We start from the raw sequence: 14378 nt of genomic DNA, 5'->3' as shown, positions 1-14378 counted from the left end.
CTCTGCTGGCACACTGGAGCAAACCAAGCAGGCAGCGCGAGACTTTGTCACCCGGATGCGGGGTTCGGTTCATCAAATCGGTGTTTATACCTACGCCACTGATGCTCCGGCGCAGGGCAGTCGTAATACTTCCTTGGATCCGGTATCTGTCCGGGATCAAGCGGGAGTGAACCAGCTGCACGCGAAAATCACCGGGTTAACCAGGCCAGGCGGTTCAGAGGACGGGGCGAACTGGGATAAGGGTTTGAGACAAGTCTTGAATAGTAGCGTTGATTTCGAAACGGTATATTTTTTCGCCGGCGGAGCACCAAACCATGACCGTAACGGCTCCAACCGGTGGCTGTCCGGCAATACCACCGAAACCGTTGAGATCGAGAATGCGGTGAAAACAGCCACTGCGCTTAGGCAGGAAGGCACCAGGGTCATCCCCATCGCGGCGGGAAATAATTCCGTGAATGGAACAGTCACCACCTGGACAACGCTGGTTGGTCTGAACTGGCTCATAGACAAGACCAACGTGCCAGTCCTGGGGATGCTCGAACAATTGGCTACTAATCCGCAGGAAGTTCTGCGGGCAGTGGGAACTGGCCTTGGGTCGGTGCCCGGTCAGATGGTGAACTTTGGTGTCCCTGCCTGTGTCCAGGTCAACAAGGAGATGGTGGACGCTGACGGGGAAGTCCTGTCCCCGGGTCGGGGTTGGCAGTTTGATGTGGCACTGGGTAATCCACCAGATTGGGTGAGTGTGGATAATGCCCAGTTAACCACCTCGGCTCAGGGAAATGCCTTGACGAAGATTCGCGGTCTCCGATCTGGGGCATCGATACCCGTCACGCTGACTGAGCGGCAGCAGGAATCCTACGAGCTGGTTCCCATCGACGGGAAGCCTGCCCGCTGCACCATCATTCGGCCCGGGGTCCCTGATATCGAGGTCAACCCAGACTCCATCGGAGAAAACGGTGTTCGGGTTAACCTGCAGGCCAGTGACGCTCTTTCCTGTACTTTCAGCAACCGGGAGCTGGTCCCGGTCCACCTCGCCAAAACGGTCAGCGCCTCTCCGCAGGCACTTCTGGAGCAATTACGCGGATACGAATTCGATTTCCGTTATGAGTGCACGGCCGGAGGCCGGGAGATCGCTTCTGGCGAATTCACGGATATGCTCGCCGAGCAGTCCGTGATGTTTCCCCAGCGGATCCCCGTAGGGGCGAAATGCACCGTGTGGGAGGTATTCCCACCAGCCGATCCGATCCTGCAGGATCTGCAGACCCAATGGACCGTGACCGGTGGCACCAAGTTGGACTCCGGGGACAGCGCCCAGGAATTTTCTTTCCGGGTGGACTCACATCCCTCCGTGAACGGGGTCACCATCGGAGTCCACAACTCTTATGTGGCGCAAACTGGTTCGCTGATGATCGACAAAGTCCTTGATGCGGAGTCGGTGCCTGCCAACCAAGTGCCGGGGCAGTTCCCGGTGCGTTACTTCTGTCGCTATATCCCGAATCCCAATGACCGCCCAGAACTCGGAGGCGGGGGCACCAACCCGGCAGATGTCACTTCCGGGTACACCACCGTCTCTGAAGCAGGCGTCGCAATCATCGATGATCTGCCTGTAGGTACGCAGTGCGGTTTCGAGGAAGTCGCCGAGGACGGTTCCACCCCGTCCATCGACGGCTTCACCTTGAACACCACGTGGGCATCTGATGCCTGCCTTGACTATCGGGAAGCCGGTACCGGTATCAGAGAATGCCAGTCCAACTACATCCGCATTCCACAGTCCGGGGAGTTTACCCTGGAAATCCGCAACAGTTACGAACGGCAGATCGGCGCCCTGGGCATCAACGTCAGCCTGGGTGGCGACGCTGCCGACCGAGGTCAGGATCTGAGCTACCTGCTTAATGTGCGGTGTGTCGCCGAGGGGCAGGAGATTTTCTCTCAGACGGGGATCCAGGTGACCCCGGGTTTGACCACCAGGATCACCGGTGTTCCGGTGGGTGCTGACTGCACGGTCACCGAGTCCGGCACCACTGTGCCGGGTGTGGAGGTCACCCAGGCGGCGCCATCGACCGTGGTGGTTTCCGGTGGCAGCGAGACCACCACGGTCGAGGTTCCTCTGACGTTGAGCGCACAGGAGGGAAGCGTGCAGCTGACTTCGCGGCACGACGTTGCCTCCGAGATCAATGACCCGGTGTTTAGAGAAGAACTGCTGCTGGCTGCGGTCCCGGTGAGGGCGCAGTGTTGGGAGCCCGGGGCAGTGACGCCCACCGAATGGGAGGGAACCATCACGGACGGTGGAACTGCTGGCCTGGAGAGTTTCCCGGCAGGCACGATCTGCCAATTCAGCTCGGATTACGTCGCACCCATCGGGGCAGAAGCCCACCTGTCCTTCTCACCCGGCTCGGTTGAGGTAACCGCAGGGGAGACGGCTGATGTAGAACTTGAGGTTCACTTTGATATCGCGACTACCAGACTGGTGCTGCAACACTCCTCGGGGTTGACCGCTGCTATTCCCGATGCTGCCCAGCTTGTTCCTGACAACTACACCTATAACTATCAGTGCTCCGATGACACCATGGGAACGTGGACCTTGGTCTCCGGCGAGACCCGGTATGTAGAGGTCCAGGAGGGCACACAGTGCACCATCACGTTGAACACCACCACTAATCAAGCGGTGGAACGTGCCACGACGTGGACGACACCGGCTGAGCAAGGACAATCCAGCAGTACCACCGACAACGATCTGGTGAGACTGACCGTGGAAATCCCCACTACTGAAGAAAGCGCCACGGTGAATATCGCCCACCGGTACTCACCGGTGATGATTCCCGCAGGCATCCGCCTAAACGCTGAGTTGCGTTACCCCGATGGAACCCCGGCGGATGACATCCGGGAGTCCGTGCTGGGGCAGCAGCGATATCTGATGAACTACAGCTGTACCCGTAACGGTTATGAAGTTGCCACTGCGTCCCGTGTGCTGGAGTCCGGTGAACCGCGGTCTCCGGCACTGCCTGTGGGGGCAGAATGCACCTTCACCGTGGGTGGTGAGGATCTGGTTTCTGCAGCGGGACCGGAGACCACCTGGGATGGTACCGGCACGACCACGGATGCGGGTTACACCGTCACCCAGACTCTGTTACCGCAGGAAGTTCGCGCTCACCACCGGTACACGGTGAAGCTGGGTGGCTTCAACCTGAAGAAGAAGGTGGACGGCGAGGGGGTCGCAACGATTGACGGAAACCGCCTGTTCGATCTGAACTATCAGTGCACCTTGGGCGGTCAGGTGGTTCAGCCTCGAGACGAGCTTGGTATCGGTCGTTTCGACCCGGCGACAGCTGCGATGATCACCGGGATTCCGGTTGGCTCGGAATGCCTGGTTACTGAAGACATTGGGGTGGCGGCGGAACCGAATGCGGAACTGTCCACCCGGTGGATGATTTCTCCTGACGCCACGGGTTGGGATGCCCCGGAACAAGCATGTTCTGCCGCCGACAACTGCACCCCGCAGGCGGACAACTTTTCGGTGCTGCTGACTATTAGCGATCGAACCCTTCCCAATGTGGATGAACTGCTGCCAGATAACGGGCAGAACCTTCCTGAGTTGGACCCTTATTTCCAGGGTACTCTGACCATCTGGAACACCTACGTCTATGACAAGGTACAGCTGAGAGTCAACAACCACCTGTCAGGGGATGGTCCGGAGCTGGTGGGAACGGAGGAATTCACCTATTCCTACCGCTGCGTCGACCCCCGCTATGAGCAGGGCGGCAATATGCCTGATCCGACGATCACCGGTGTACTCCGGGTGACTGGAGAAGGCGAAGCCACCGAGCTGATCCCGGACCCGGATAATCCCAACGGACAGATTGCCGTGCCCTCGCGTCCGATCCCGGTGGGTTTCGAATGCGAAATCCGGCAGAACATGATTGTCGGTTACGACGCAACCGTCACCGCCTGGTTTGGCGAAGAGCCAGCTGATCCCGTCGACCCGACCCAGTCCCATGCATCCACCACCTGGGTGGCGACTGCTGAATTCGTGGATACCGTGTACCCGTTACGCGTCACCAACAACTATGAGCGCGCTCGTGCTGACCTACATGTGTCCAGTTCCTATGACACCCAGCGGCTCGGTGACGTATCCGCGTACCTGGTTAACAGCGATGCACCGGTGAACATCACTTGGCAGTGCTATGACCCGGTACTGGATACCACTTATGGCGGAACCACCCCGACTCCCGTCGGCGGGGACCCACAGCCAGTGACCTGGGGGGATAACGGCCAGCGGTTGCCTGCTTCCGCAGTGTGTTCGTTCACCGGGCTTTCTGCCCGGGAGCGAATTCCTGAGGATTTTGAGGATCTGGTCCGTACTGCGAGCATGACGCGCTGGGAAGAAGACCCGGCGGCGGGAGAGACCATCCGTCATTTGCAGACCGATGCCCTGAACATTCAGGATGTCAGCTTGACCTCGGTAAATAACACCCACGTTTCTTTCTCCCGTGCTTTCTATGTGCCACAAAGCGAGATGGGTATCGCACATACCGTGGAAGGAGACAATGATGTGATGGTGGTCCGGGAGGACGACACCTTCAGATACAACTACCAGTGCGATATACGGCTCCTGCCGGGGCAACCGGCACCCTTCGACCAGAACGGAATCTTTGAGCTAGGTCGGGATCAACAGTGGAGTCAGCTTGCCCCGGAAGGCACCACCTGCACTGTGATCCCCCAGGAGCCTTCCACGGAGTTGGCGGAACGTATCAAGGACAATGTGCTCCGTGTGCAGCCGAACTATGGGTACCGCGGTTCCGGCGAAGACAATGGTGATCTGACCCGGGTGATTCTGGATCAGGGGAACCCGAGCATCATTCTGGACAACAACCCGAAAGTCGATGAAATTGACCGCGGCGTGGCCCTGGTGTTCCAGAGCCTGTTCCGGGAGGACGGCGAGGTTGCCGTCCGGAAGGAAAACGCCGATGGCACGGCCCTGGAAGGTGCAGCATTTGCCATTTATCCTGCGTCGCCTGATGGAAGCCCCAGTCGTGAAGCCGTAATTGAGGATATGCAGTGGGATCCGAACGTCGAGGATGGTTCGCGCTTTATCGCTCGGCTGGTTCCTGGCACCTACTTCCTGGTGGAAACCCGCAGTGGCAACGGCGCGCAGTTGATGCCGCAACCGTGGCGGTTTACCGTCGCCGCGGATCCTGAGCCGGAGATTCTGGGTGATCTGCAGATCAGCCTCAACTCGGAGACTGATCACTCTGGCCTGATCAGGATTGAGGAGCCGACAGAGGGCAAACCCTGGTCGATTCATGTCGCCAATATCGCCACCGGTGAACTCCCGTTGACCGGCGGTCGGGGCATCTGGCCGGGCGTTCTATTGGGCAGCTCGATCCTGCTGCTGGCAGCGGCCTGGTACGTCCACACCAAACGCCGTGAGGGCTAGGGAGATTTTCTTGCGAACGGGTGGGTGTCGGTGTAATTGCAGGCTATGCGCATCTCAGCCACCAGCCACACCCACCAAAGGAGACCTCGGGAGTTTCTTTATCTCTGATACTTAAGGCTCAATGCTTCACCGGTAGGGTCCACCACCCAGATCTGTGACTGGTAGTTTCGAGTGGGGATTCTCCTGTGGGGATACACAAGCGGTCCGAGGCCGGTGCAGGTGCCGACAGGTAGACTCAGCCGTCTCGGTTGCTTCCTTGCCGGCGTTTGTCGTGCTCCCCAAAGCCGCTAAAGCGACCGTAGTTCATCTTCTTGAACCTCCGGGAGTGATTCCACGTCGGTGCTCCAGCATCCTGCACCCTGAACCTCCTAAGCATCATAGTGATTTCCTTTCTCATTAGTTTGTGTTCATTTGTCCATGCCTCGTCCTCAGGGAGGGTTCTGGGGGTTGTGGCGTCATGGGGAAGGTGCCCAATGTTTTCGCCAAGGAGCGCAGCTGACTTTCTTGGCCACGCCGGGCTGAACCGTCGTGCCAAGTTGAACCGCCATATCGGGCCGTGCCGCCACATCGGTTCGAACCATCACGCCGGGCTGAACCGCCGCACCGGGCTGAACCGCCCCGCCGGGCCAGGGCTCAAGAGTGAGCAGTCTGGAGGGCATCGGGGTTTTCCCGGAGCCGAATATCTGGCGGGGGCATTAAGCTGGCAAGTCATCGGGCCAGCCGGTCATGAAACTGGATGGCGAGACTAAAGTTGAGTCGCATCTGCTCAAGATTCAGGAAAGTTTTTCTAGATTGAGTGGAGTTGAGTGGAATAGACTCAACTCCGCGGTGTTATATCTAGTGAGAGTGAAAATAATGGCTGGTCAGTGACCGGTCAGGTACTGGAAAGGAACGGTGTACATGAGCTCCTTCAACCCCACCACCAAGACCCAGGAGGCCCTGCAGTCCGCTCTGCAGGCTGCCTCCGCCAAGGGCAACCCCGATATCCGCCCGGCACACCTGCTGGTCGCCATTCTTGAGCAGACTGATGGCATTGCCGCCCCGGTGCTCAAGGCCACCGGCGTGGATCCCCAGGTGGTTTCTCAGGAGGCGCAACGCCTGGTTGATTCCTATCCGAAGGCGGAGGGGCAGAACCTCGCCAACCCGAATTTCAACCGGGAGGCACTCAATGCACTGACCGCTTCCCAGGAGCTGGCCGGCGAGCTCGGTGATGAATATGTCTCCACCGAGGTGCTGATGGCGGGTATCGCCCGTGGCACTTCCGATGCCGCTGACCTGCTCAAGGGGCGTGGTGCCACCTATGAGGCCATCAAGGGAACCTTCCCCTCGGTGCGTGGCTCCTCCAAAGTCACCAGCCAGGATCCGGAAGGCCAGTTCCAGGCCCTGGAGAAGTACTCCACCGACCTGACCAAACTGGCCAGGGAGGGCAAGATCGACCCGGTGATCGGGCGTGACGCCGAGATCCGCCGCGTGGTGCAGGTGCTCAGCCGCCGCACCAAGAACAACCCGGTCCTCATCGGCGAGCCCGGTGTGGGTAAGACCGCCATCGTGGAGGGACTGGCCCGCCGCATCGTCGCCGGGGATGTGCCGGAGTCACTGAAAGGCAAGACCCTGGTGTCCCTGGACATGGGTTCGATGGTGGCGGGCGCCAAGTACCGCGGTGAGTTCGAGGAACGTCTGAAGGCGGTCCTGGATGAGATCAAGGCCGCCAACGGTCAGATCGTCACCTTCATCGATGAGCTGCACACCATCGTCGGTGCCGGTGCCTCCGGGGAGTCCGCCATGGATGCCGGCAACATGATCAAGCCGTTGCTGGCCCGGGGTGAGCTGCACATGGTCGGTGCCACCACCTTGAATGAGTACCGCAAGTACATCGAGAAGGATGCCGCGCTGGAGCGTCGTTTCCAGCAGGTCTTCGTCGGTGAGCCGAGCGTGGAGGATGCCATCGGTATCCTCCGTGGCCTGCGGGAACGCTATGAGGTCCATCATGGTGTCCGGATCCAGGACTCCGCGCTGGTGGCCGCCGCCACCCTCTCGGACCGCTACATCACCAGCCGTTTCCTGCCTGACAAGGCCATCGACCTGGTTGATGAGGCCGCCTCCCGCTTGCGCATGGAGATCGACTCCTCCCCGGAGGAGGTCGATGAGCTGGAACGTATTGTCCGCCGCCTCGAGATCGAGGAGATGGCGCTGGCCAAGGAGACCGATGAGGCCGCCAAGCTGCGCCTGGAAAAGCTGCGCCAGGAGCTGGCTGATGAGCGGGAGAAGCTGGGTGAGCTCAAGGCCCGCTGGAACAATGAGAAGGGCGCCATCGAGCGCTTCCGGGAGGCGAAGGAGGAGCTGGAGAAGCTGCGCCAGGAGTCTGAGATCGCCGAGCGTGAGGGTGACTACGGCAAGGTCGCGGAGCTGCGTTATGGCCGCATCCCGGAGTTGGAGAAGGAGGTGGTGGCTGCTGAGGAGAGCGTGAAGGAAGGCCAGAACAACGCCATGCTCTCCGAGGAGGTCACCCCGGACACCATCGCCGATGTGGTCTCCAACTGGACGGGCATCCCGGCCGGCAAGATGTTGGCGGGTGAGACCGAGAAGCTGCTGGACATGGAAGGTGAGCTGGGCAAACGGGTCGTCGGTCAGCAGGAGGCTGTCGGCGCGGTCTCGGATGCGGTCCGCCGCTCCCGGGCCGGAATCGCCGATCCGAATCGCCCGACCGGTTCCTTCCTCTTCCTGGGTCCCACCGGTGTGGGTAAGACAGAACTGGCCAAGACCCTGGCTGACTTCCTCTTCGATGATGAACGCGCCATGGTTCGGATTGACATGTCCGAGTACGGGGAGAAACACTCCGTCGCTCGGCTGGTGGGAGCCCCTCCCGGATATGTCGGTTATGACGCCGGCGGCCAGTTGACTGAAGCGGTCCGCCGTCGCCCGTACACCGTCATCCTCTTCGATGAGGTGGAGAAGGCCCACCCGGATGTCTTCGACATTCTGCTGCAGGTTCTTGATGATGGCCGCCTCACCGACGGTCAGGGTCGTACCGTCGATTTCCGTAACGCTGTCATCATCCTCACCTCCAACCTGGGTGCCGGCGGCACCAGGGAGCAGATGATGGAGGCTGTGAAGCGCACCTTCAAGCCGGAGTTCATCAACCGTCTCGATGAGGTTGTGGTCTTCGATCAGCTGAGCCGCGAGCAGCTGGGGAGCATCGTCGAGATCCAGGTCGCCCAGCTGGCACAGCGACTCTCCTCCCGTCGCCTGGACCTCAAGGTCAGTGACGCCGCCCGACTGTGGCTCGGGGAGCGTGGCTATGACCCGGCCTATGGCGCCCGGCCGCTGCGCCGCCTGATCCAGCAGTCCATCGGCGATCAACTGGCCAAGCAGCTGCTCGCCGGGGATGTCCGCGATGGTGATATTGTGCATGTGGATGTTGCTGATGGTGGCGAAAAGCTCGATATCCGTGGGGTCCGCAACTAAGACCCCATCACATGGGTGGAACTGAGCGTGCTCCCAGACCCCCGTAGGGGATCATTCCCGGCGGGGCCCCGGGGAGCCGCTCCCTGCCGTCCCAGCCCCCAGCCCCGCTTAGGCCGCTTATCGACGCCCCCCTCAACCGCCTGTCTCCCCGTCCTGGGCTTCCGGGGTGATCCGTGGCGGTTAGGCCTGCACCTGGAAGATCAGGTCGATGCTTTGGCCGTTGAGCATGAGTTTGAGGTGGTAGTCCCCGAGCGGGCTGCCACCTTCTGTTGTCGCGGAGATCTGCCGGGCCTGGCCCAGGTCCAGTTCGGTGCTGCCCGCGCAGCTGCGCAGGTTGGGATCGAGGGTGATCAGATGCCCCTGCGGGTCGGTCAGGGAGACCATTCCGACGCATTCATCATGAGTCACCGGTTGCCCGGCCATCAGCCCCTCCCAGGAAAAATTCACCACACCGGGGCCAGTGCCTAGGGAAGTGGGGGAGGGTACATCGCTGCGCAGGGAGATCTCCTCGATGGGCAGGGTGGGGACGTAGATCTCCTCATCCGGCTCCTCGGGGGAGCTGCCGCAGGCACTGAGCAGTATTGCCCCCAGAGCCACCACACCTACGGCACCGCGGCGCAACCGGGACCGGGTTCTGGGGGCGAGGACGTCAGGGCAGGTGCAGGACATGCGGGAATACTAACCCACCTGGGTTAACCGGGTCGGGCTGGGACTCGCTGTGGCGCTCAATCCCCTTTAAGCAGCAGCGACGCTGATGCTCTGTTCTCCACTGGCCTTATCCAGCGAGACCTGGACCTGATAGTCACCGGGAATCGCACCCACACTCTCCCGGAGCAGGATGCCGGTGCTTCCTGAACAGCCCTCGATCCCCGGTTCGAAGGTCAGGGTCTCACCCTCCGGTCCAGTGATGGAAAGCATGCCCACACAGTCATCGGCGACGATGGGGGAGCCTCCCGCGGTGGCTGCCCAGTGGATGGTGACCATGCCGCTGTCGGTGTTCAGTCCTTCGGCCGGTTCCACCTGGAAGGAAATGGCATCCGCGTCCGCGTCGACCGCTTCCGCCCCGGTCAGGGGGTTAGCACCGAAGTCGATGCTGCCATCGCCTTCTTCTGCGGGGGAGACCGCAGGCAGATCCGCCGAGGGGGCCACGCTGAGTTCCGGTACGCTCGGCCCCTCAGCTTCAGCCTCAGCCGCAACGGCAGTACCTGCGGTGGTGGCGGGCACCGTTTTGGAGGCTGGTGCAGTGCTGCTGGCCGGGGCCGGGTCTTCTTCGGTGGTGGAGCAGGACGCCAAGAAGAGGGATCCGGTGGCCAGGAGTGCGGCAACCGGGATAACCTGGCGCAGGCGAGGGAAAGTCATGGGAAAACCCTAGCATCTGGATAGGGGTGGTGCGCTGCGGAAATGTCATTTTTCACCCCAGAAAGTGCGCAGCTTTCCACTTGGCCAGCAGGACTAGCTCACCCGTAATAGAGTTCGCGATATGGCGAGAAAGCAGAAGAAGGAACGCCGCAAGGAAGCCCTTGCGGCCGCTAAGCGGTTGTTGTCCCGGGAGGGCATGCAGGCGGCGAGTGTCCGGCGGGTCGCGGAGGAAGCGGAGATGTCCGCTGGTTCCCTGCGGCATATCTTCCCCTCCCATGATGAGCTTTTCATCGCGCTCTTCGAAGATGGCCGCAAACGCAGCGCCACCCGCCTGAAGCAGTTGCAGGCAACCCCGGCAGGCAGCGAACTCTGCCTGGCCGCGGCCGTCGATACGCTGCTGGCCCTGCTGCCGTTGAGCCCTGGCACTCGGGTGGATCTGCTGGTGCAGCTGGCGGTGCAGACAGATCATCCGAATAATCCGGTGCTGGTGGAGTCCTATCGGGAAACCTGCGAGCAGCTGGATGAGCTCTGCCGGGCGATCGTGGCCACCACCGTGGCTCCCCATGAGGTGGCGGAGGCGGCGCTGGAACTGCGACTGGTGCTGGATGGGGTGACCATGAGGGTGCTCTCCAAGGCGGACTTCGGTGAAGCTGAGGCCCGAGCCGCTTTGAACAAGACCCTGCGTCGTCTGCGCTTCCTCTAGGAGCGACTTCTGGTACAGCCGGCTGGAAACCACGGTGGAAAGTATCAGCTCCGAACTCTGGTGCAGGGGCCGGAGCCTGGGGGATAATCAGTTCTGAGGGCTTAGGCTCGCAGAGTCTGATGCCTGCCTCCGCCCCCGGTACCCATCTGACGGCCCGGGCAGCTTTTCGGGCCCTCCCCGAAATGAGGCCCGCCGATGTCGCGGAGCAATCTGATCACCCGGTCACCGAATCCTGAAACAACCCGCCGTACCTCTTTTCTTCAGCACAGCCGGGAGCATCTCCTGAGCCTGCATCCTGTGGGCCTGGCTTGTGCCCTGCTGTTCTATACCTGGTCGCTGACACCTTCCCTCCTGCCACGCATGTGGTATTTCCAGGCCCTGGCCACCGGAATCAGTTTGGCCACCGGTTATGGCCTCGGGGTGCTGGGGGTACGCATCTGGTGGTGGGCGGGTTTCACCTGGCAACCCCCGGCCCGGTGGCGGCGGATCGGCTGGTGGGTTCTGGGGATCCTGGCGCTGGTGCTGATTCCACTGTTCAGCGTGCTCGGCGCCCAATGGCAGTGGGAGATCCGGGAGTTGGTGGACGCGCCCCGGGATTCCCGTGGTTTCTATGTTCTGGTCCTGCTCCTCGCGGCGCTCATCGCCGCGCTGTTGATCGCAGTGGGGCGTGCCATCGGCCGTTTCCTCGGTTGGCTGAACCACCAGCAGCGTCGCATCCTGCCCCGCCCTCTGGCCAGACTCGGCACGGTGGTGTTGATGGTTCTGCTGGTCTGGGTGCTGATCAACGGGCTTCTCATCCAGGGGGTCCTCGCGGTGGCGGAACGTTCCGCCGGGCCGGTGGACCAGACCACCAGGGAGGGGATTGAGCAGCCCCGGAATCCGGAGCGTTCCGGTTCCCCGGACTCCGCGCAGGCCTGGGAGTCCCTGGGCCGTGACGGCCGCGGCTTCATCGGTACCGGTCCTGATGAAGCCGAAATCGCGCAGGTCACCGGCCGGGCCGCGATCGAACCTATCCGGGTCTATGCCGGGGTGGATTCAGCGGATTCAGTCGAGGGGATCGCCGAGAATGCGGTGGCTGAGTTGCTGCGCACCAGAGGACTGGACAGAACCGCGCTGCTGGTGGTCACCACCACCGGCCGCGGTTGGGTCAATGAGGCGGGGGCGGAATCCTTCGAGTACCTCCATGGTGGCGACAGCGCGATCATCTCCATGCAGTACAGCCACCTGCAGAGCCCGATGGCCTTCCTCGCTGACCGGGAAACTCCGCTTGAGGCAGGACGGGTGCTGCTGGAGAAGGTGTTTGAGCAGTGGTCCCAGCTGCCTGAGGGCGACCGCCCCGAGCTCTATGTCATGGGGGAGAGTCTGGGATCCTATGGGGCGCAGGGGGCGGTGGGTTCCGCCCAAGGCATGATCAACCAACTTGATGGCGGGTTGTTGATCGGCACCCCGAATTTCGCGGAACCCTGGAACCGGCTCACCGAGGAACGTGATGCCGGCTCACTGGAACGTCTCCCGGTGGTGGATGCGGGCCAACATATCCGCTTTGCCGAACGCGCCGGGGACCTTGAGGTTCCCACCGCACAGTGGGAGGCACCCCGTTTCGTTTTCTGGCAGCACAGTGGCGATCCGGTCACCTGGTGGAGTTTCTCGCTGCTGCTGAACCGGCCGGACTGGTTGGCGGAGGAACCTGGTCCCTGGGTGCATCCCGGGATGAGGTGGTTGCCTTTCGTCACTTTCTGGCAGGTGACCGCCGATATGGCCCTTTCGCTGGGGGTTCCAACCGGTTATGGCCATAACTATGGGGAGGAGGCGGTGAGACTCTGGGTCAGGATCCTGGAACCGGCGGACTGGGAGGAGGCGGACACCGCCCGGGTGATGGAGGCCATCCGGGATCCGGATGAGGGGGTCACACCCCTGGGGGAGTTCTACTGAGCTGAACCTCCCAGGTCCTGCTGGTGGGTGGCGTAGTAGCGGCTGAGCTGCCGGTAGGGCCGGGAAACCAGGGCGAGCAGCACCACCACCAGCATGATCAACCCGGAGATGAAGTACATCAGTGCCATGCCCCGGGTGGTGCCGGCACCGAGCAACCAACCGAAAGTTTCCTGGCCTGCAGGAGTGTTCATCCAGGGGATGATGTAGGCCTGCGCCAGGACCGCCACGATGACCGCGGAAAGGGGATTCGCCGCCAGTTCCACCGCCATCGCCAGGCCGAAGACCCGGCCCTGCTGACGGAAGGGCACCACACGTTGCAGGATGGTCTGCTCGGCGGCTTCCGCGGCGGGCATCAGCAGCATGAAGAGGCAGATCCCCCCGGCGTAGAGCCACCACCATTCCCGGATGCCGAAGAACATGCCCAGCAGGGCGACCAGCACATTGGCCAGCAGGAGGGTACGCACCGGGTTTTTACCCAGGCCGAACTTGGCCACCAGCATGCCGCCGAGGATGAAACCGAGGCTGCTGATCCCCAGCACCAGACCCCACACCTGTGGGCTGAACAGCTCCAGCCCATAAGGGTCCATCAGGGCCGTGTACACCCCACCGATCAGGTTGTTGAAGCAGGTGAAGAGGATCAGGGCGAGCAGCCCGGGCACACCCCGGATGATCTTCAGCGAACCCCGCAGGTCAATGCCCCTGCTTATCGACACCCCCTCCGGATCTGCCTCCACCGGTGCCCCGGCCTCCCGTGGGGTGCTGGCCGCCACCGTCGCCGCCCTGGCTTCGGCCTCGGCGGCGCTGAGGATTTCCTGCTCCGGGATCTTGATCGGGATCAGGTGCAGTAGTCCCGCCACGCTGAGTGCCAGGGCGATCCACAGGGTGATCTCCATTCCCAGCCAGCCGATGGCGGAACCGGCGATCACACTGGTGACCAGGAAGGAGGCACCGTGCACGGTGCCGACCAGACCATTGGCCCTGTCTCTTTCCCCCTCCGGAACCAGGAGGGTGACAATGGTGGAGAGCGCGATATTGCGCATGTGTTCCACCACCGAGCCCAGCAGCACCAGCAGGGCGAAGGCCCAGAGGGCGGCGTCGTCAAACCCGATGCTGGCGGGGTCGACGAAGAGCACCCAGACCACGGCGGAAAGGAGATAGCAGCCCAGGGTGGCCACCGCCGCGAACATCATGACGTGTTTCTTGAAGTTATGGTCGACGATGCTGCCGAAGAAGATGGAACCGACCGCGATCAACCCCATGTAGAGGGCGTTGAGGACGCCGGCCAGGGCAACGTCCCGGGTTTCCAGATACACCCAGAAGGTCAGGGCGAACCAGAGGAAACTGGTGGTCACATTGGCAATCAGCGTATTGAGCAGGATGTGGTGGAAGGTCTTCACTGCATTCATGCCCTTCCGGAAAGGGATCTGTGCCCTTCAGAATCTACGCCCTCCGACCCGGGGAGGGAATGCCCCCGCCAAAGATGAC

7 protein-coding genes are annotated in these 14378 nt (G+C 61.8%); 4 read left to right on the top strand and 3 right to left on the bottom strand.

The window, feature by feature from the left end; genetic code table 11:
• Positions 1 to 256 precede the first annotated feature (256 nt).
• Positions 257 to 5434 carry a DUF5979 domain-containing protein gene (locus COCCU_RS12435; RefSeq protein WP_156231925.1) on the top strand — a complete coding sequence of 1726 codons (5178 nt, stop codon included), beginning with the start codon at positions 257 to 259 and terminating at the stop codon, positions 5432 to 5434.
• Positions 5435 to 6334: 900 nt separating this feature from the next.
• A complete protein-coding gene (gene clpB / locus COCCU_RS12430) occupies positions 6335 to 8899 on the top strand; it encodes an ATP-dependent chaperone ClpB (protein ID WP_156231923.1) in 2565 nt (854 codons plus the stop codon).
• 180 nt (positions 8900 to 9079) lie between these two features.
• Here clpB and COCCU_RS12425 read toward each other — a convergent pair whose 3' ends face one another.
• Together COCCU_RS12425 and COCCU_RS12420 are read right to left on the bottom strand one after the other, a co-directional pair.
• Positions 9080 to 9568 carry a hypothetical protein gene (locus COCCU_RS12425; RefSeq protein WP_156231922.1) on the bottom strand — a complete coding sequence of 163 codons (489 nt, stop codon included), beginning with the start codon at positions 9566 to 9568 and terminating at the stop codon, positions 9080 to 9082.
• Positions 9569 to 9634: 66 nt separating this feature from the next.
• Entirely contained in the window at positions 9635 to 10258 is a 624-nt protein-coding gene (locus COCCU_RS12420) for a hypothetical protein (RefSeq protein WP_156231920.1), read from the bottom strand.
• Positions 10259 to 10379: 121 nt separating this feature from the next.
• On the opposite strand from COCCU_RS12420, the gene COCCU_RS12415 reads away from it, so the two are divergent.
• Both COCCU_RS12415 and COCCU_RS12410 read left to right on the top strand, forming a co-directional pair.
• Positions 10380 to 10961 (top strand): TetR/AcrR family transcriptional regulator, encoded by a 582-nt coding sequence (locus tag COCCU_RS12415; protein ID WP_156231919.1) that lies wholly within the window; start codon positions 10380 to 10382, stop codon positions 10959 to 10961.
• Between the two features lie 195 nt (positions 10962 to 11156).
• Positions 11157 to 12893, top strand: a complete 1737-nt coding sequence (locus COCCU_RS12410) for an alpha/beta hydrolase (protein ID WP_197088362.1) — start codon at positions 11157 to 11159, stop codon at positions 12891 to 12893.
• Here the strand turns inward: COCCU_RS12410 and COCCU_RS12405 are convergent.
• On the bottom strand, positions 12887 to 14290 hold the full coding sequence (locus tag COCCU_RS12405; RefSeq protein ID WP_156232861.1) for an MFS transporter: 1404 nt from the start codon (positions 14288 to 14290) through the stop codon (positions 12887 to 12889). The genes COCCU_RS12410 and COCCU_RS12405 overlap by 7 nt on opposite strands.
• Positions 14291 to 14378: the final 88 nt, after the last annotated feature.

It is taken from the genome of Corynebacterium occultum, assembly GCF_009734425.1.
Lineage (GTDB): Bacteria > Actinomycetota > Actinomycetes > Mycobacteriales > Mycobacteriaceae > Corynebacterium > Corynebacterium occultum.
This window is presented reverse-complemented; position numbering and strand designations above follow the sequence as displayed.